General features: G+C 61.7%; 15 protein-coding genes. 9 read left to right on the top strand and 6 right to left on the bottom strand.

Annotated features, from left to right (window positions below):
- A partial coding sequence (locus RFM68_RS04410) for a transposase (protein ID WP_320231454.1) occupies positions 1 to 251 on the top strand: 251 nt, incomplete at its 5' end.
- 123 nt (positions 252 to 374) lie between these two features.
- Here RFM68_RS04410 and RFM68_RS04405 read toward each other — a convergent pair.
- The 6 genes from RFM68_RS04405 to RFM68_RS04380 form a co-directional block, all read right to left on the bottom strand.
- Entirely contained in the window at positions 375 to 1,115 is a 741-nt protein-coding gene (locus RFM68_RS04405) for a ribonuclease activity regulator RraA (protein ID WP_320231453.1), read from the bottom strand.
- Positions 1,116 to 1,139: 24 nt separating this feature from the next.
- A complete protein-coding gene (locus RFM68_RS04400; RefSeq protein WP_320231452.1) occupies positions 1,140 to 2,303 on the bottom strand; it encodes a mandelate racemase/muconate lactonizing enzyme family protein in 1,164 nt (387 codons plus the stop codon).
- 26 nt (positions 2,304 to 2,329) lie between these two features.
- On the bottom strand, positions 2,330 to 3,427 hold the full coding sequence (locus RFM68_RS04395; RefSeq protein WP_320231451.1) for an ABC transporter ATP-binding protein: 1,098 nt from the start codon (positions 3,425 to 3,427) through the stop codon (positions 2,330 to 2,332).
- Positions 3,428 to 3,437: 10 nt separating this feature from the next.
- Entirely contained in the window at positions 3,438 to 4,331 is an 894-nt protein-coding gene (locus RFM68_RS04390; protein WP_320231449.1) for a carbohydrate ABC transporter permease, read from the bottom strand.
- Entirely contained in the window at positions 4,328 to 5,275 is a 948-nt protein-coding gene (locus RFM68_RS04385) for a carbohydrate ABC transporter permease (protein WP_320231448.1), read from the bottom strand. Before RFM68_RS04385 ends, RFM68_RS04390 begins: the two co-directional genes overlap by 4 nt.
- A 73-nt stretch (positions 5,276 to 5,348) precedes the next feature.
- A complete protein-coding gene (locus RFM68_RS04380; protein WP_320231447.1) occupies positions 5,349 to 6,830 on the bottom strand; it encodes an ABC transporter substrate-binding protein in 1,482 nt (493 codons plus the stop codon).
- A 184-nt stretch (positions 6,831 to 7,014) separates the two neighbouring features.
- Here RFM68_RS04380 and RFM68_RS04375 point away from each other — a divergent pair, with 184 nt between their 5' ends.
- The 8 genes from RFM68_RS04375 to RFM68_RS04340 all read left to right on the top strand — a co-directional run bounded on the left by RFM68_RS04375 (position 7,015) and on the right by RFM68_RS04340 (position 17,549).
- The gene (locus RFM68_RS04375) at positions 7,015 to 7,725 is read left to right on the top strand and encodes a GntR family transcriptional regulator (protein WP_320231446.1); all 711 of its coding nucleotides are present in this window, start codon (positions 7,015 to 7,017) and stop codon (positions 7,723 to 7,725) included.
- Between the two features lie 35 nt (positions 7,726 to 7,760).
- Positions 7,761 to 8,948: a mandelate racemase/muconate lactonizing enzyme family protein gene (locus RFM68_RS04370; RefSeq protein WP_320231473.1), complete on the top strand. Its 1,188-nt coding sequence runs from the start codon at positions 7,761 to 7,763 to the stop codon at positions 8,946 to 8,948.
- A 61-nt stretch (positions 8,949 to 9,009) separates the two neighbouring features.
- Positions 9,010 to 10,368, top strand: coding sequence for a mandelate racemase/muconate lactonizing enzyme family protein (locus tag RFM68_RS04365; RefSeq protein WP_320231445.1), 1,359 nt, complete (start codon positions 9,010 to 9,012; stop codon positions 10,366 to 10,368).
- Positions 10,369 to 10,385: 17 nt separating this feature from the next.
- Positions 10,386 to 11,585 (top strand): mandelate racemase/muconate lactonizing enzyme family protein, encoded by a 1,200-nt coding sequence (locus RFM68_RS04360; RefSeq protein ID WP_320231444.1) that lies wholly within the window; start codon positions 10,386 to 10,388, stop codon positions 11,583 to 11,585.
- A 660-nt stretch (positions 11,586 to 12,245) separates the two neighbouring features.
- Positions 12,246 to 14,795 (top strand): caspase family protein, encoded by a 2,550-nt coding sequence (locus RFM68_RS04355; RefSeq protein WP_320231443.1) that lies wholly within the window; start codon positions 12,246 to 12,248, stop codon positions 14,793 to 14,795.
- Between the two features lie 19 nt (positions 14,796 to 14,814).
- Positions 14,815 to 15,108 (top strand): hypothetical protein, encoded by a 294-nt coding sequence (locus tag RFM68_RS04350; RefSeq protein ID WP_320231442.1) that lies wholly within the window; start codon positions 14,815 to 14,817, stop codon positions 15,106 to 15,108.
- 88 nt (positions 15,109 to 15,196) lie between these two features.
- Entirely contained in the window at positions 15,197 to 16,303 is a 1,107-nt protein-coding gene (locus RFM68_RS04345) for an OmpA family protein (RefSeq protein ID WP_320231441.1), read from the top strand.
- Positions 16,304 to 16,322: 19 nt separating this feature from the next.
- On the top strand, positions 16,323 to 17,549 hold the full coding sequence (locus RFM68_RS04340; RefSeq protein WP_320231440.1) for a caspase family protein: 1,227 nt from the start codon (positions 16,323 to 16,325) through the stop codon (positions 17,547 to 17,549).
- Positions 17,550 to 17,579: the final 30 nt, after the last annotated feature.

Raw genomic sequence — 17,579 nt, 5'->3', positions numbered from 1 at the left:
AAAGGCTGGAGTTCCACTACACCCCCAAGCACGCCAGCTGGCTCAACATGGTCGAGATCGAAATCGGCGTCCTGCGCAGCCAATGCCTCGACCGCCGCATCGAAAGCCACCAGCGCCTCATCGTCGAAGTCGCCGCCTGGGAGCACCAGCGAAACGCCAGCGGCGCGCGCATCAATTGGATGTTCTCGACCGAACAGGCGCGCCTCAAATTGGCCAAAGCCTATCCAAAGCCCACCGCCAAAGAGTCATAATCTCTGTGCACAGGTACTAGCTGTCGGCATCCTTGATGTGGCGGGACCCTCCGGCTGGAGCACGTCAAGTCGCTGCCTTGGCCATCGGGCCTCGCTGGGCCTCAGCTTCATCCAGGCGCACCATCAAGGTTTGGGATTGGCTTTCCGCCAAGCCTCATACTCATCGTTCGCACTTGGGTGCAGCGGATAATAGCGTTGCAACGGCGCACCCTGCATTAGCTTCTCTCGCGAGAACTCCTCCCAATCGTGATGCTTCTGTGCTTCATCGATCACCTTTGCGGCCATCGCGACGGGAAGCACCACCACCCCGTCGTCGTCGGCGACGATGATGTCGCCGGGGATCACCGTGACACCGCCGCAGGCGATCGGAACGTTGACGGCGTTTGGATAGATGCTGGTTTGCACGTGGTAGTTGGGCGTCCAGCCGCGCAGCCATAGCGGCAGATCGAGCTTTTCGACATTGGGCCGGTCGCGCATGCATCCGTCGATGACGATACCCGCGCCGCCTCTGCCTTTGAAATACGTCGACATCATATCGCCGAAGACGCCCGAGCTCATGTCGCCACGCGCGTCGACCACGACCACGTCGCCTTCCTGAGCGTGATAGAGCACGTGCCGATGCAGTTGCGTCTCCGGATCGGCGTATTCTCCCTCGCTGAAGAGGTCCGGCCGCTGCGGCAGGAACTGCAGCGTCAACGCCGGCCCGACGATCGACTTGCCGTGGTTCTGCGCCACCGGACCGACCATGTGCGGATTGCGGAAGCCCATGTGGCCAAGCGTGCCGGCAACAGTCGCGGCTCCGATCTCCCTTAGCGCGTCGATCAGATCCTTGGGTGGCCGCGTGATGTCGGGAGTATGCGTCATTATCGAACTCCGGTTGAAAGGAAACTACCAGTTCGTGACGGAACCGTCGCGGCGCTTGAGATGCGGCGCTTCCCAGAAACGGAAGCTCTGCGCCTGGATCGCCGCCTCGTTGACCTCGATTCCGAGCCCCGGCAGGTCGCTGACCGGGTAATCGGGGCCTTCCAGCCGTGGTTGCACAGGGAAGAATTCGGAATTGTCGAAGCCCAGCTTTCTTTCCGGCGCTCTGGTCTCGAGCCACGCGAAGTTCGGCACGGCGGCGCCGAGATGAATTGTCGCGGCCGTGCACACCGGACCAAGCGGATTATGCGGCATCAGGTCCACATAGTGCGCCTCGCTCCAGCCGGCGACCTTCATCGCTTCGGTGAGGCCGCCGACATTGCAGACGTCGATCCTGTTGAACTGGTGGATGCCGCGCTCGATGTAAGGCAGGAACTGCCACTTGCTGGCAAACTCCTCGCCGACGGCAAAGGGGATGTCGGTCATCGTACGCAGGGACTCGTAGGCCTCCGGCGTCTCGTCGCGTATCGGCTCCTCGAGGAAATCAAGCACGCCGCGGCCGAGCTTGCTGCAGAAGCTCGCCGCCTCCGCCACCGACAGCCGATGATGATAGTCGATGCCCAGGACGACATCGCCGCCCAGCGCCTCGCGCGCCTTGTTCAGCATTCCAGCGGTGGCGCCTATCGACTCGCGCGGCTCGAAGATATCCCTGCCGCTTTGCCCGATGGGGAAGAAGCGGATTGCCTGCCATCCTTGCGCGCACAGTTCGCGGGCTCGTTCGATGGCAACATCGCCCTCGGCCTCGTCTCCGGTCGAGGCGAAGGTGGGGATGCAGTCGCGCTGCTTGCCGCCCAGCAACTCGTAGACCGGAACCCCCAGCGCCTTGCCCTTGATGTCGTGAAGGGCGATGTCGATAGCCGAAATTGCCGCCTGCAGGACCCGCCCGCCTTCGAAGTACTGGCTGCGATAAACCTCTTGCCAGATCCGGCCGATCTGCATCGGGTCGCGGCCGATGAGAAACTCGCGATAGTGCTCGACCGCGGCGGCCACGGCCCTCTCGCGACCGCTCAGGCCGCTCTCGCCCCAGCCGAAGATGCCTTGGTCGGTTTCGACCTTGACCAGCATCTGGTTGCGGGTTCCCACCCACACCGGATAGGGCTTGATCGCGGTGATCTTAAGTTTCGCAGTCATCCACGTTCCACGCGCATCGCCCTGTCTCAGTAGGCATCGAGAGCCATTTCAGTTTCGCCGTCGAACAGGTGCGTGCGTTCCTGATCGAACTCGAGCCAGATCTGCTCGTCTGGTTTGACGACGATGTTGGGGGACACGCTGATGTTGACGATGGCGCCGGAGAGGAACGCTTGCACGAAGGTGACGTCTCCGGTCGGTTCCACCGTATAGGCCTTGGCCGGAATGGCACCGGGGACTGCGCTTTTGTGCAGCTTGATCGTCGAGTGTCGCGCACCGAGCACGATCTTCCTGGTGGTCGCTCCCTGGACCTTGCGCGCGTTGAGTTGCGACAACTCGAGTCTCCAGCCTTCCGCGCTCGTCAGAACGGCGTCGCCGTTTGCCGTCGATGCCTCCAGCGGAATGAGGCTCATCGCCGGGCTGCCTATGAAGCTCGCGACGAACATGTTCACCGGATGGGCAAAGACCTGCGCCGGTGAATCGTATTGCTGCAGGTAGCCGCCGTTCATCACCGCCATCTTGTCGGCCATGGTCACGGCTTCGAGCTGGTCGTGCGTCACATAGATGATCGTCGCCTTCAGGTCCTGGTGGAAGCGCTTGATCTCCGACCGCATCTGCACGCGCAGCTTCGCATCGAGGTTGGAGAGCGGTTCGTCCATCAGGAACACAGCCGGATCCCGAACGAGGGCGCGGCCCAGGGCCACGCGCTGCTGTTGCCCGCCTGAAAGTTCGCGCGGCTTGCGCTCGAGCAGCCGCGTCATGTCGAGCACGCGCGCCGCTTCCTTGACCTTCCTGTCGATCTCGTCACTGGGCAGCTTGCGCATCTGCAGCGGGAAGGCGAGATTCTTATAGACGGATTTCTGCGGATAGAGCGCGTAGTTCTGGAACACCATTGCGATGTCCCGGTCCTTGGGGTCGAGGTCGTTGACCACCCGGTCCCCGATGACGATGTCGCCCGATGTGATGGGGATCAGCCCCGCTACGAGATTGAGCGTGGTCGTCTTGCCGCAGCCCGAGGGGCCGACGAGCGCAACGAATTCGCCGTCATTGACCGTCAGCGAAACCTCGTTGACGGCTTTGAAGCCGCCATAGGTCTTGACGAGATCTTTGAGGACCACGTGGGCCATCAGCAGCTCCTTAATGCTTGACCGCGCCTTCTGTAAGGGCGCGTACGAAATATCGTTGCAGGACGAGGAACAGCACCACGACGGGCACGCTCATCATAAAGCTGGCCGCCATCAGGCCCGGAAAGTCCGTCGTATTTTCCGAGAAGAAGCGCTGGATGCCGACCGGCAACGTCAACTGGTCGTTCTTGGAGAGGAAGGTGTAGGCGTAGATGTACTCGTTCCACGCGCCGATGAAGGAATAGATCGCCGTGGCGATGATCCCAGGCGCCGAGAGCGGCATCACGATCAGGATGAAAGCTTGCAGACGCGTCGCTCCGTCAATGCGCGCCGCCTGCTCGAGTTGTACCGGGATGTTGTCGTAGAAGCCCTTGAGAAGCCAGATCGCCAGCGGCAGCCCGAAGGTGAGGTAGGTGAGAATAAGCGAACCATGCGTGTTCACCAGCCCGATCGCGCGCATCAGGATGAAGAGCGGCACGAGAAAAATCACCGCAGGGAACATGTTGCGCAGCAAAACGGCGAAGAACAGGAAGTTCCGGCCCGGGAAGGTGAAGCGCGAAAACGCGTAGGCCGCGGGAACTGCCACGATCACTGAAAGGATGGTCGTGGCGGTCGAGACGAAAAGACTGTTCCAGAAGAAGCGGAGGAAATCATGGCCGACGCTGTTTTGAGGATCGAGCAGCTTCTGGTAGCTGGCAAGGGTAGGCTGGTCAGGCCACCATTGCGGCGGAAATTGCATCGCCGCGAAGCCGGACTTGATCGATGTGAGCAGCATCCAGATCATCGGCAACGCGGTGTAGAGCAGCATGAACACGAGGAAGACGCGCCCGCCCCACCGCCATCCGTCGACGCGCATGCGGCGGCGGCTGGTCTGGCCTCGAGGGGCTATCTCGGCAACCGTGCTCATGCGCTTGTGTCCTTCCGTTCGTTGCCGCTCAGCGCACGGACGTAGAAGTAGCCGAGCGTCATCAGAATGAGGAACAGAAGCACCGAATAGGCTGACGCGACCCCCCAGCGCTGGCGGCCGAAGGCGAGCTCATAAATGTGGGTGATCCAGATATGCGATGCGTTCGATGGGCCGCCGCCGGTCATGATCCAGGGGATGATGAAGGAATTGAAGTTGGCCACGGCCAGCAGCAGGATCGTCACCGTGGACACGTTTCTCAAGTGCGGAAAGGTGACGTGCCAGAAACGCTGCCATGCATTGGCCCCGTCGACTTTTGCGGCGCGCAGCAGTTGATCGGGGACCGTCTGCAGGCCGGCCATCATCATGATCATGGCAAACGGAAACTCGCGCCAGATATTGACGACGATCAGGGAGGGCAGGACCGTGCTGACGCTATCGATAAAATTCGGCGGCCGGTCGGCCAATCCGAGGCCAACCAGGATCGCGCCGATGATCCCAAAGTCCGAATGGTAGATCCACTTCCAGATATAGGAGGCGGCGACCGCGCTGATGACCCAGGGGATGATCAGGACAGCACGCAGGACGCCACGGCCGATAAAATCGCGGTGGAGCGCCAGCGCGGCGGCAAACCCCAGCACAAAGGAGATGAAAGTGGATGCCAGTGTCCAGATGAGGGTGTTCAAGGTCACCTTCCAGAACACCTCACTGGTCAGGATGGCCGTGTAGTTGTCGATGCCGACGAAGATCTTGTCCCGGAGTTGCAGGCCGGGCGGCGTGTTGAAGAACGACAGCTCGATCGTGTAGTAGATCGGATAGGCGATGACGATGAGCATCACCACTATCGCGGGGAGCACGTACGCGTAGTCAGCGCGATGCTGCCAAATCTTCCGCGGCAGGGGTCGCAATCCTCGCCGAGCCCCGGTCTTGACGGTCACGATCGTCACCTTGGCGTGCCCTTGTTCCTCGAAACGAACCGGCTGCACGGTCGGCGCAGCCGGCGAGATGGTCAGGTTTCGGCTACAGACCACCGCCCATCAGGTCTTTGACCTTCTTGGCCGCGTCGTCCGCCGCCTGGTCGACCGTCATCGCTCCGGTCAGGGCATTCTGCAGCATGTCCGGAACGATGATGTTCATGATCTCGGGAGACTGCGGCAGTGCTGGGAACGGTATGCCGTATGGCAGCATAGAGGTCGTGACATCGAGGAACTTGATGCTGTCCAAACGCTCCTTCATCCATTTGGTCTTGAAGCCGTTGAGGTTGCCGGGATTCGAGCCGGCATAGGCCATCTTCAGCGACCATTCGGGGCTCGTCCACATGCAGATGATGGCCTTCGCAGCCGGCTCGTCCACCTTGCCGCCCTCGACATATTCAGGCTTCAGGATGTGAATGTTCGAGCCGCCGAACACGACTGCGCGCTTGCCGTCGGGACCCGTCGGAATGAGGCCGTAGCGCATGTTGTCGATGACCGTCTGCGCCTTGTCCTTGTCGGTCCCCGTCGCCTTCTTCTGCAGGTCGAGCATGACGTTGTAGTCGGACGGGTGCGAGATCATCATGCCGAGCTGGCCGGCCAGGAACAGGGGCTGGTTGTCGGCCTGCTGGTTCGTGAGTGCCGAAACAGGAACCGACTTGTCGCGAACATACATGTCGTAAGAGGCCTGCAATGCGGCCTTGCTCTGCGGGCTGTTGAGTTCGATGTCCTTATAGGTCGGGTTCGCCGTTGCTTCGTCGAAGACGCCGCCGCCATAAGCCCACAGCTGCGGCATGAAGCGGTAGGGTGTATTGCCGGCATTCTTGCGGGCCACGAGGCCGTAACCGGCAATGCCGAGCTTGTCGTGGATTTGCTTGGAATATTTGACGACGTCGTCCCAGGTAGCCGGAGCCTTGTCCGGATCGAGACCCGCGCGCTTGAAGATGTCGGCATTCCAGATGAACGCCATCGTTTCATTGTTGGTTGGAATGCCGTAGGTCACGCCGTCCCAGGTCACGGCTTTCATGGCGCCGGGCCAGAAGTCCTCGGTCGAATACCCCACATCCTCCGGCTTGAGCGGCTGCAGATAGCCCTTCGAGGCGAACTCGGTGCCGCCCAGGATTTGCAGGCGGACCGCCATCGGCGCCGCATTGCCAAGGAGCGCCGTGCGGAACTTGTCAAGAAGATCGTTATAGGTGAGGGCTTCTTCCTCAAGCTGGATGTTGGGGTAGGTCTTGCGGAAGGTTTCGAAGAAATCCTTGTAGTATTGGCGCAGAAGGTCAGGGTCACCCTCGAACACGCCCTGATACCAGAAAGTCAGCCGCCCCTTGTAGTCGAGCGGAGTGACCTTGGCGCAATCGCCGGCCGTGTCAAAATCCTGTGTGCCCGCGATGGAGCGCACATATTGCGGCGACCACTTGCTCAGGTCGACCGGTGGCGCGCCCAGCGCCGATGTGGACATCAGCGATGCAGCCAAAACTCCGACGACAGTGCCGCGCAGGACCGCACTGCCGAGCATAATCCTCGTCATAGGTATCCTCCCTGGTTCTCCGCCCTGCGATCGCGAGGATGCTTTTTTCAGAACGGTGTATCCTCTCGATCATTTGGCACGTTTTCAGATCGTGGATTGCCTGTCAACGCACTGGATCGTACATTGTTTGTGAGAGCTGTGTGTGATATCGGGCAAAGTGTGTATTAACCTGGAGAAGCCGGCCTTGGCCGAAATGAGCGATTTCAAAGCCATGCCACCCGTGGGGATTGATCCCATTGGGGCTTCCAGCGAAGGCGCCTCGCTTTACGAGCGGATCAGGGAAGATATCATCGAGGGACGGCTCGCCGCCAACGAACGGCTTGTGGTTACCGATCTCGCCCGGCGTCACGGAACTTCGACCAACCCCGTGCGCGAGGCGCTGCAGCTGTTGCGTGGGGAGGGCTTTGTCACTTTTGTCGCCAACCGCGGGGCGCGCGTCCGACCCATAGATCAGGATTTTGTCCGGGATATCTACGAGATCGGTGTTCTGATCGAGCCAGCATTGACGCGATGGTTTGTGAATATGGCGACCAGCGAGGACATCGCCGAGCTCGAACGCCTCCAGGGCTTGATCGAAGAGAACAACTTCGCCGACACGTTCAGGCACAGTGAGCTGGATACCGCCTTCCACACCGTGATGTACCAGAGGCACTACAACCGCCATGCCGCCGAGCTTTGGTGGAAGCATCGCGAAGTGCTGCGAGCCGTGAGCCGGCGTTTCAATTTCACGCTCGCCCGGCGTGCCGCGATCATTCGCGAGCATCGCGAGCTCATTGCGCTCATAAAAGCGGGAGAGGCGGACAAAGCAGCCGAACTCATTTCCCGCCACGTCGAGGGTTCCGGCCGGCATGTTCTCGAGCAGATGCGTGCGCGCAACGCCGCTCGGGCCGGATAGGGCGAGGGATCAAGTCTAGAACATCGTGGCTGACCATTCGGACAAAGGTAGTTGAAATGAAGATCACCAGCATTCGGCCGTGGCTGATCAAGTCCGATGCTTCCTATTGGGGAGAGTACCTGTTCGTCGAAGTGACGACGGACGAGGGGGTGAGCGGGTGGGGAGAGATCACCACCACCACCAAGCTTGCCAACCGGGCGCTCTGCACGATCCTGCGGCAGATCGGCGTCGCCGTGACCGGCGAGGATCCAGCGCGTATCGAGCACCTTTGGCACAAGATTTTCCGCAGCTTCACCTATATGGGCAGCCGCGGTGCCGCCGTCGAATGCGTGAGCGCCGTCGATATAGCGCTGTGGGACATCCGGGGCAAAGTCCTCGGCAAGCCGATATACGAGCTGCTGGGCGGTCCGGTGCGTGATGAAATCGCGCTCTACACCCATCCCAACCAGGCCAAATTAACCAGCAAGGAGGGTGTGGTCCAGGAAATTCAGGACATCGTCGGATCCGGACACACTGCGCTCAAATTCGATCCGTTCCCCCACCAGGGCCGCACCGCCGATGGCCTTTCGCGCGAACAGCGGGACGGCTACCTCGATGGCAGCATGACCCGCAAGGACGAGCGCGAAGCGGCCGAACTCACGGCTCTGATCCGCGAAACGGCAGGGCCGGATGTCGACATCCTCATCGATGCCCATGGCCGCTTCGACGTCCCCACCGCCATTCGGCTCTGTCGGAGTCTCGAGGAAGCCGGCCAGATCGACTGGTTCGAGGAGCCTTGCCCGCCCGAGAGCCTTAACGCGCTCAAGCAGGTGCGCGAGAAGGTCAGCGCCGCCATCTCGTGGGGCGAGCGCGGCCACACGAAGTGGGATTTCGTACCGGTGCTCGAGAACAAGCTCGCCGACTACATCATGCCTGACGTCACCTGGACCGGCGGCATTACCGAGCTCAAGAAGATTTCCGCCCTGTGCGAAGCCTACTATGTGCCGGTCTCGCCGCATGACGCCGCGGGACCGATCAACGTGGTGGCCGGAGCGCAGGTCATGATGACCGTTCCCAACTTCTACAGACTCGAAACGTCTGAATGGAACCTGGGCAAATACGATCATCTCATCGACAGCCCACTCGACGTTTCGAACGGCAACCTCAAGCTGACGTCGAAACCTGGTCTCGGTGTCGAGATGAACCGCGACTATCTTCAGGCCCATGAGATCGAGCTGAGCTAGCAACGCTCTGCGCCGGCCTCCCTGTGGGCAGTGAGCCCGCCGACCAGAACGAGGATAAGTCATGTCAAAGACCGGTGGAGCCGACGAGGCCCTCAATCGGGTGAACACGAACTCCAGGCCGTCCGACCTTCGCATCATCGACATGCGGGTGGCCGAGATCGTCGGCGCGCCGTTCACCTCGGCGCTGCTCAAGATCTACACCAACCAGGGCATCGTCGGCCTTGGCGAGGTGCGCGACGGCGCCAGCGCCACCTATGCATTGATGCTGAAGAGCCGGCTGCTTGGCGAGAACCCCTGCGACATCGACCGCCTGTTCCGCCGCATCAAGCAGTTCGGCGGCCATGGGCGGCAGGGTGGCGGCGTGTCGGCTGTCGAGATCGCATTGTGGGATCTCGCCGGCAAGGCCTATGGCGTCCCCATTTACCAGATGCTCGGCGGCCGGTTTCGGGAGAAGGTGCGCGTCTACTGCGACACCGACGCCGAGAAACCGAGCGGCACCGAAACCGGGAGGCGACTTAAGGAGCGGATGGACCGCGGGTTCACTTTCCTCAAGATGGACCTGGGCTTGATGCAGATCGCCCATATCCCAGGCGCCGTGGTCGCCCCCGCCGGCGCGCTCGACGGGTTTCACGCCAATTCGCGCGGCCGTGGCGGCACGCTCGAGGAGCGCAAGGCTCGCAATCTCGCCTACGATGCGCAGAACGTGCAGCACCCGTTCACCGGCCTGCATTTCACCGAAAAGGGGATCGACCTGCTGGAGCAATATATCCATGAGGTTCGCGAGGTTATCGGATATGAGATTCCTTTAGCCATCGACCATGTCGGCCATATCTCGCTGCAGGACGGCATACGCCTGTCGCGCCGTATCGAGAAATACGTCCCTGCCTGGCTCGAGGACGTGATTCCCTGGCAGTACACCGAGCAATACCGACAGCTGCAGCAAGCGACCTCGGTGCCGATCTGCACCGGGGAGGACATCTACCTCAAGGAAGGTTTTGACCCTCTGCTCAGGAGCGGCGGCCTCTCCGTTATCCACCCGGACCTGCTTACCAGCGGGGGCATTCTCGAGACCAAGAAGATCGGCGACATGGCGCAAGACCACGGCGTCGCCATGGCGATCCATATGGCCGAAAGTCCAATCGCCGCGATGGCCGCGGCACATGTCGCGACCGCGACCGAAAACTTCATGGCGCTCGAATACCACTCCGCCGATGTCGACTGGTGGGACGATATCGTCACCGGCGTTCCCAAGCCGCTCGTCAAGGACGGCTTTATCACTGTTACGGACAAGCCGGGCCTGGGGATCGACGACGTCGTCGACGAGGTGATTTCGCAACACCTGCAGCCGGGTGTCGCCGGCATCTGGCAGCCGACGGATCACTGGGACGACGAGTATTCCTGGGACCGCACCTGGAGCTGAGGCGAAAAGAACCGAAGATGAAGATCACCGACCTCCGCTGCGCCGTCATCGGCAAGCATCCGATCGTCCGCATCGTGACCGATGAGGGTCTCCATGGCCTTGGCGAAGTCGAGTTCACCAAGACCTACCTAAAGCCCTGGGTGCTGCATTTCCGCGAAGCGCTGATCGGCGAGGACCCGACCGACGTCGAGCGGGTGATGCTGAAGATCCGCCAACGCGGCTCCTTCAAGCCCAATGGCGCGGCGGTGAGCGCTATCGAGCACGCGCTGTGGGACATTGCCGGCAAGGCCGCGGGCGTGCCGGCCTACAAGCTGCTCGGCGGCAAGGTGCGCGACAAGGTGCGCGTCTACAACGGCTCGATCCGCCGGCAGCGCAGCGGCGACCGGCCGGAGGACTATGCCGCCGACGTCAAATGGATGATGGAGCAGCCGCAGAACTTCTTCATGATCAAGCAGGGAATCTCGTTCCACTCCAACATGAAGGACACCATAGAGGGGTTCCATTACGGCGTGACGCAGAAGAAGGCCGGCTATCACGGCGCCATGGATCAGGGCGTGATCAGCGAGCGCGGTTTCAATCACATGCTCGATTGCGTGAGCGCGATGAAGGAAGTGCTGGGCGACAAGGTCAGCCTGGCGCTCGACTGCGGCCCGGGCTGGATGCTGCCTGATGCCATCAAGTTCGCTCGCGCGGTCGAGAAGCACAATTTGATGTGGCTTGAGGACATGCTGACTGGCGACTATGTGCCGTGGGTCAATCCGCAGGCCTATCGGGAATTGACCACCTCCACCTCGACGCCGATCCATACAGGCGAGCAGATCTACCTGCGGCACAATTTCAAGGAACTGATCGAGACCCAGGCGGTGCGCGTCATCGGCCCCGATCCTGCCGATATCGGCGGCATTGCCGAGCTCAAATGGGTCGCCGAGCACGCTTATATGCACTCGATCCTGATGGCGCCGCACGGCACGGCGAACGGCCTGCTCGGCCTCGGCGCTCTGATCAATGTCTGCGCCACCTTGCCCGCCAATTACGTGGCGTTCGAATATCCCAGCGCCTCGGACCCGTGGTGGAACGACATCGTCATCGGCCTGCCCAGGCAGATCGTGAAGGACAGCATGGTGGATCTGCTGGAAGCACCGGGGCTGGGTCTCGATATCGACGCCGAAGCAGCCAGGAAGTATCTCAGGGAAGAGGATACAGGCTTCTTCGATTGAACCACTCTTCTTTTCGCGTGACGCCGACGCTTTATGACCCCTTCGGCTCATTCAGACTAGTGGCGCTGCACCAAGGCGTGCAACGGAGCAAAATTCTGCACCGTTGCGGCGCTTCCAAGTCACGGCACAGGATTCTATGGTCTGCGCGCGTCGCTTCGCTCCTTGCTCCGCCATAGAATGACGAGGCTGGGGCGGCCTCGACCAATCCCGGCGTTTGCGCTGATTTCACGGAAATGAACGGAAAAACCTTACACCAAGACAAACGGCAACCTTTCAAAATCCCTGTGTCGGGGAACTAGGGGGTGCGCCGTCCTCCGCAATTAGGGCGCCGTTCTTGAGACCAGTCCACAAACTGGATGGAACATCCTCGCGCGGGACCCGACATTCTATTTCCAGCTCTTCAACCGATCGATCTCGCCGGCAGATCTGCCGTACGGCGCAGGTTGCCGACTGTTTGCGCGAAAATACAATCAGTTCGGTAGATTGCCGTACCCAAGCCTCTGGGTTATTTTAGAGGTTGGTTGGATACGCGATCTGCCTTGCCATCGCGGGCGCGTTTCCTTCCCTGCCGTATTGGCAGATTGTGAAGTCTTTAACAGACCACGATGTCGCAAGCCGTGTTCTTGTGGCCGACAGGTGATAGCAGTTAGGGATTTTGCCATGCTGCGACGCTGTGCGCTGATTGCAGCCTTGATCCTCGTGGGCCTCACGACAGTGCAGGCGCATGCCGATCGAAGAGTTGCGCTTGTCATCGGCAATTCCGAATACCTCGAAATCCCGGCCCTCAAGAATCCAGACAAGGATGCCGAGGATGTGTCGAATACATTTCGGCTGGCCGGGTTCGATGTGTTCGTCGCCAAGGACCTCACCAAACTCCAGTTCGAGAAGGAATTCCGCGATTATCTCGCGGCGGCGGACGGCGCCGACCTGGCGGTCGTCTATTATTCGGGTCACGGCTTTCAGATCGGCGGCGAGAATTTTCTGATCCCGGTCGATGCGTCGCTCAAGGATGCGGCCGACATCGAGGTTCAGGCGGTCAAGCTCGACGACGTCCTGCAGCAATTGCGCGCCAAATCGAAGATCCAGGTGGTCATCCTCGACGCCTGCCGCAACAACCCGTTCCCGCGCAAGGACTACTGGCTGCGCGACCAGTTGATTGCAGCCGGCGGTACCGGCCTTGCGCAGGTGAAAAGTTCGCTGAACACGCTGATAGCCTTCGCCACCGAGCCCGGCGCTGTCGCCTATGACGGGTCGGGCGATCTCAGTCCGTTTTCATCCGCCTTCTCCCGCCGTGCGCTGGCGCCGAACCAGGAGATACGCTCGGTCATGGCGGCCGTCCGCCGCGACGTGGTCGAGGCTACCAAGGGCGCGCAGGTCCCGTGGGAGAATTCCTCGCTGATCGACGAGGTGGTGCTGATGCGACGCGCCAATCGTCCTGCACTGCCGCCGGTGCTGGAGAAGGTCGTGCCATCGGGCGTCGGCCCTGTCGCGCTCGACCTGCCGGTGCCGGTCGATGTCGACGGCGGCGCGGTCACCGTCAGCATTGAAAGGCCGCCGGCGCTGGGGCGTCTGATCCTGGACGGCAAACCGGTCGCAACAGGTGTTGCGATAGCGGGCAAGGATCTGCCGCGGCTCGAAATGGATGTACCGAAGGGCGCCCGCGCTGAGGACGAAGTCGACATGCTGGCCTATGCCACGCATGACGAATGGGGCGGCGGATCGCAGGGCATCCTGGTCTTCCGGGTCAAGAACGGCGACGGTGAAGCGGGCAAGCAACTCGTGGCTTCGCTTGAGTCCGAACAGAAGCAGGAGACGGTGGAGCGCGGCATCCACGTCACCGGCGCCGCCGACGCAATCGACAACCGCGACGTCAGCGTTCCGGTCGGTGTCGGGCCAATTCCGCTGAAGCTGGACTTCCCGACGAAGGATCCGGCGGTCAGCGTGAAACTGGCGAGCTATCCGGCAACCGGGACGCTGTCCCTGCCGGACAGGACCTTGTCTCCGGATTCGAGTCTGATGGCCGACGAGGTCGACAACTTGCGGTACGAACCCCAGATCGGCTCCGTCAAACCGCTCATAGTCGGCTTCGAAATCCGAGCCGACAACACGACAACGAAGCCGGCGACGATGAAGCTGTCGCCAAGCGTCGATCCGTGCGACCAGGCCGCAGGCGAGCCTCTCGACCTGCAGGGTGTCGTCCCCGGCCTCTTGCCGAACGAGATCGGCGCCGGCGCGATGGAAGCCTGCCAGGCAGCGGTGAAGGCCTATCCCGGTGTCGCTCGCTTCCACTATGAACTCGGGCGGGCACTGCTTGCCGCGGGCAAGGTTGACGAGGCAAAGAAGGCCATCCAGAAGGCTGCCGACCAGGGTCATGTCCGCGCCGTTTTCGAGCTCGGCTACCTCAACGCGACTGGGACGGGAATGCCCGCCAATCGCAAGCAGGCCAACACCTTCTACGCAGCGGCGTCTGACAAGGGCGATCCCTACGGCATGACGTCATGGGGCCGCGCCTTGTTCAACGGCTACGGCGTCGAGCGCGACACCGGCAAGGGTCTGGACTTGCTGCTCAAGGCGGCTGCGATGGGGCACACCTATGCCATGAACGATCTCGCGGCGATCTTCACGGAAGGCCGCAACGGCGTGCCCGCCGATACAACTCGCGCCGTGGCGTTCCTCAAGGCTGGCGTCGAGCGGCAGGACATGTATTCAATGAACCTGCTTGGCCGTAACTACCTCGCCGGCACAGGAGTCGAGAAGGATCCCAAGGCCGCGCTCTCGCTCTTCCAGAAATCCATGGATCTCGGCCAGCCCTACGCTCCTGGCAGCCTTGCGCGCATGTACAGGGACGGGGTCGGCGTGCAACTGGATCTTGCCGAAGCGCAAAGGCTGTTCGAACTGGCGACCGATCGCGGCGATCAGTCCGCTGCCTACGATCGCGCGGCCCTGGAGATGCAAAGGGGCGACAAAGCCGATCAGGCTGTCGCCGTACGCTACCTTGCTTTCGCTGCCGCGCTCGATCTCCGCAACGAAATTCCGGATGCAAGGGTCACGCTGGCGAAATTCGGAGCCAAGGCGAAAACGGCGGCTTTGAAACAGATGCGTGGGGAACTCAAATCGAAGATTTCGGCGGACGGTTCGTTGGACGACCAACTGGTCAAGACGGCCAGGGCGGTTTGGGAACAGGCCAATCCGCGTCGGGACTTGTTCTGATCAACAAGGAGGCAATGTGGTGGGCTGGGTATCGAAACAGGCAATCGTCGCAACAATCCTATCCGGCGCTCTGGCTGTCGCGGGGTGCACGACCGCGACACCCGAGGTCGAACCGACCCCGACGGCGAAGCACAGGACTAAGGTCGTCCGCACGACTACTGCGCCAAAAATCGTCAAGCAGAAGAAGGTCACCGCCAAGAAGTTGATCAAACCCATTCAGAACGAAACCGCGCCTGTCATTGCACCTTTGGGCGGCAGCGGAGGCAGCGGGGGCGGAGGTAGTGCCGGCGGCAACGGCGGTTGGAGCGGCTAGAACCGCTCGCCAAGCCGAAACAACTGCTCTATGCTCCCGTCACATGCCGGTATCGATATAGCGTTGTCCTGGGCAAGGGGGGCGTTCCGTGGTCGAAGTCGTCGCATTCTGGCGGAAGACGCAGTTGCGCGCCGTTGCAAGAGCCGCGAGTCTCATCGTCGCCACGCTATTCGCTTTGCTGCTGTTCGAACCACCAGCCGCGAGCGCCGCGCCGAACTGGACGCTCGATCCGTCCGCCTCGGTGCTGACCTACCAGTCGGTCAAGAAGAACACGATCGTCGAGACCAACAAGATCAGGAACATCACCGGCACGCTGAGTTCCGCCGGCGACGCCAAGATCAGCTTCGACCTCAATTCCGTCGATACGGGCGTCGACCTGCGCAACGTCCGTATGCGCTTCCTGTTTTTCGAGACCTTCACCTATCCGACGGCCGAGGTGACGGCGAAGGTGGACCCCGCGGCGTTCGCCGATCTACCGACCAAGCGCCGGGTGAAGACGACCCTGCCGTTCCGTCTCAGCCTGCATGGCGTCGACAAGGATTTGGAGGCGAGCGTCGTCATCACGATGATCAGCGACACCCAGGTTTCCGTCGCTTCGGAAGCGCCCGTCGCGGTCCATGTCGAGGATTTCGGCCTGCTGCCCAACATCGACAAATTGCAGCAGGCCGCCAATGTGACCAACATCGTGCCCACCGCGTCGGTGTCCTTTGATTTCGTCTTCACCGCCGACGGCGGCAAGCTGGCTGCCGTGCAGACCGTTGCGGCCAGCACAGCCGAGGTTGGTCCCGTCGCCACCGATGCCGCGAAAGCCAATTTCAACGACGAGGAGTGCCTCAACAGGTTTGCCGTGCTCTCGCGCACCGGCGCCATCTACTTCCGCCAGGCAAGCGCAAGGCTCGACGCGAAGAGCCGCCCGCTGCTGGCGGAGGTCGAAGGCGTCGTCGGCAAATGCCCGACCCTCAAGGTCGAGGTGTCCGGCTACACTGACTCCGACGGATCGCCCGAGGCGAACAAAGCGCTCTCCGAACGGCGTGCCCAGGCGGTCGCCAATGCTTTGCTTGCCGACGGCGTTCCGCACAACCAGATCAGTTCCGCCGGCTATGGCGAGGACAAGCCGGTCGCCGCCAACGACACGCCCAAGAACAAGGCGCTCAACCGGCGCATCGAATTCTCCGCCAGCAAGCTCGCCAACTGAGGTGGCGGTGGAGCCCGATGTGATCGCCTTTTTCGGTGGCATGTTTCGCGCGGCAGGACTTGTGGCGCTAGCCTTGCTCGCGACGTTGACAGCGGCAAGCGCCGAGCGGCGCGTCGCGCTGGTGCTCGGCAACTCGCAATATCAGCACGCGGCGCCGCTCGCCAACCCGGCACGGGATGCGCAGGCCATGGCCGAGCGGCTCAAGAACCTCGGCTTCGAGGTGGTCTCCGGCTTCGACCTTACCAAGCAGCAGACGCAGGCTACTGTCGCCCAGTTCGCCAAGCAGGTGCGCGGCGCCGACATCGCATTGTTCTTCTATGCCGGCCATGGCCTGCAGGTCTCGGGCAAGAACTATCTGCTTCCGGTCGACGCCGCGCTCGAGGACGAGACCTCGCTCGATTTCGAGGCCGTCTCGGTCGATTTCGTCCTGCGCCAGATGTCGCGCGAGACCAGCATCAGGCTCGTTTTCCTGGACGCATGCCGGGACAACCCGCTTGCCGACGTGCTGGCGAAGACCGCCGGCATAAAAGGCGCAAGCAGCGGCCTTGCCGAAATCCCGATCGAAAACGGCGGCGCCGGCACGCTGGTCGCCTTCGCCGCCAGCCCGAACCAGCTTGCCTATGACGGGTCGGGAGACCACTCACCCTTCACCACGGCATTGCTCCAGCATATCGGCGAATCCAACGTTTCCATCTCTGAAGCCATGAACAGGGTGACCAGTGACGTTTTCAAGGCGACCGCCGGCAAGCAGCGTCCGTGGCTCAATGTCTCGCTGACCACCGAGGTCGTGCTGCACAAGGTCGACCTCAACGCGCCGCTGATCGTCGGCGAGGCGAATGGGCCGCAGGCCGAAGCGGGTTCAGGGACGCGCAATACCGGCGCGGCATCCGGCCAGACCGACGACCAGCTTGCGCTCAATGTTCTGCGCGAGAAGATCCCGAAACTGGCGACGGACGGGCCGATCTTTTTCGATCGTCCGGTCAAGTTCGGCGACCCGGCGATAGACGGCAAGAGCATAGCCCAGTTGATCAAGGGGGAACCGCTTTTCAGCCCGGTCGAAGGCCTGGACAAGTCGGTCTGGCAAGGCAAGCACTGTGACGGGTGTCATGAGTGGAACGAGAGCCGCCTTTGCGAGCAGGCGAAGAATTTCGCCGCCAACGACGTCTCCGTCCTGCGCCTGCAGCATCCGCTCGGCACCCGCTTCAAGGTCGCGCTCGCCAGATGGGCGCAAGGCGGCTGCCAATAATCGTGGATTAGGCTTTCAGAGCGTTGCCGG

This window comes from Mesorhizobium montanum, from assembly GCF_033977145.1.
GTDB classification, from domain to species: Bacteria; Pseudomonadota; Alphaproteobacteria; order Rhizobiales; family Rhizobiaceae; genus Mesorhizobium; species Mesorhizobium montanum.
The sequence above is the reverse complement of the archived record's forward strand: the minus strand, read 5'-3'. Positions and strand labels throughout refer to the sequence as shown.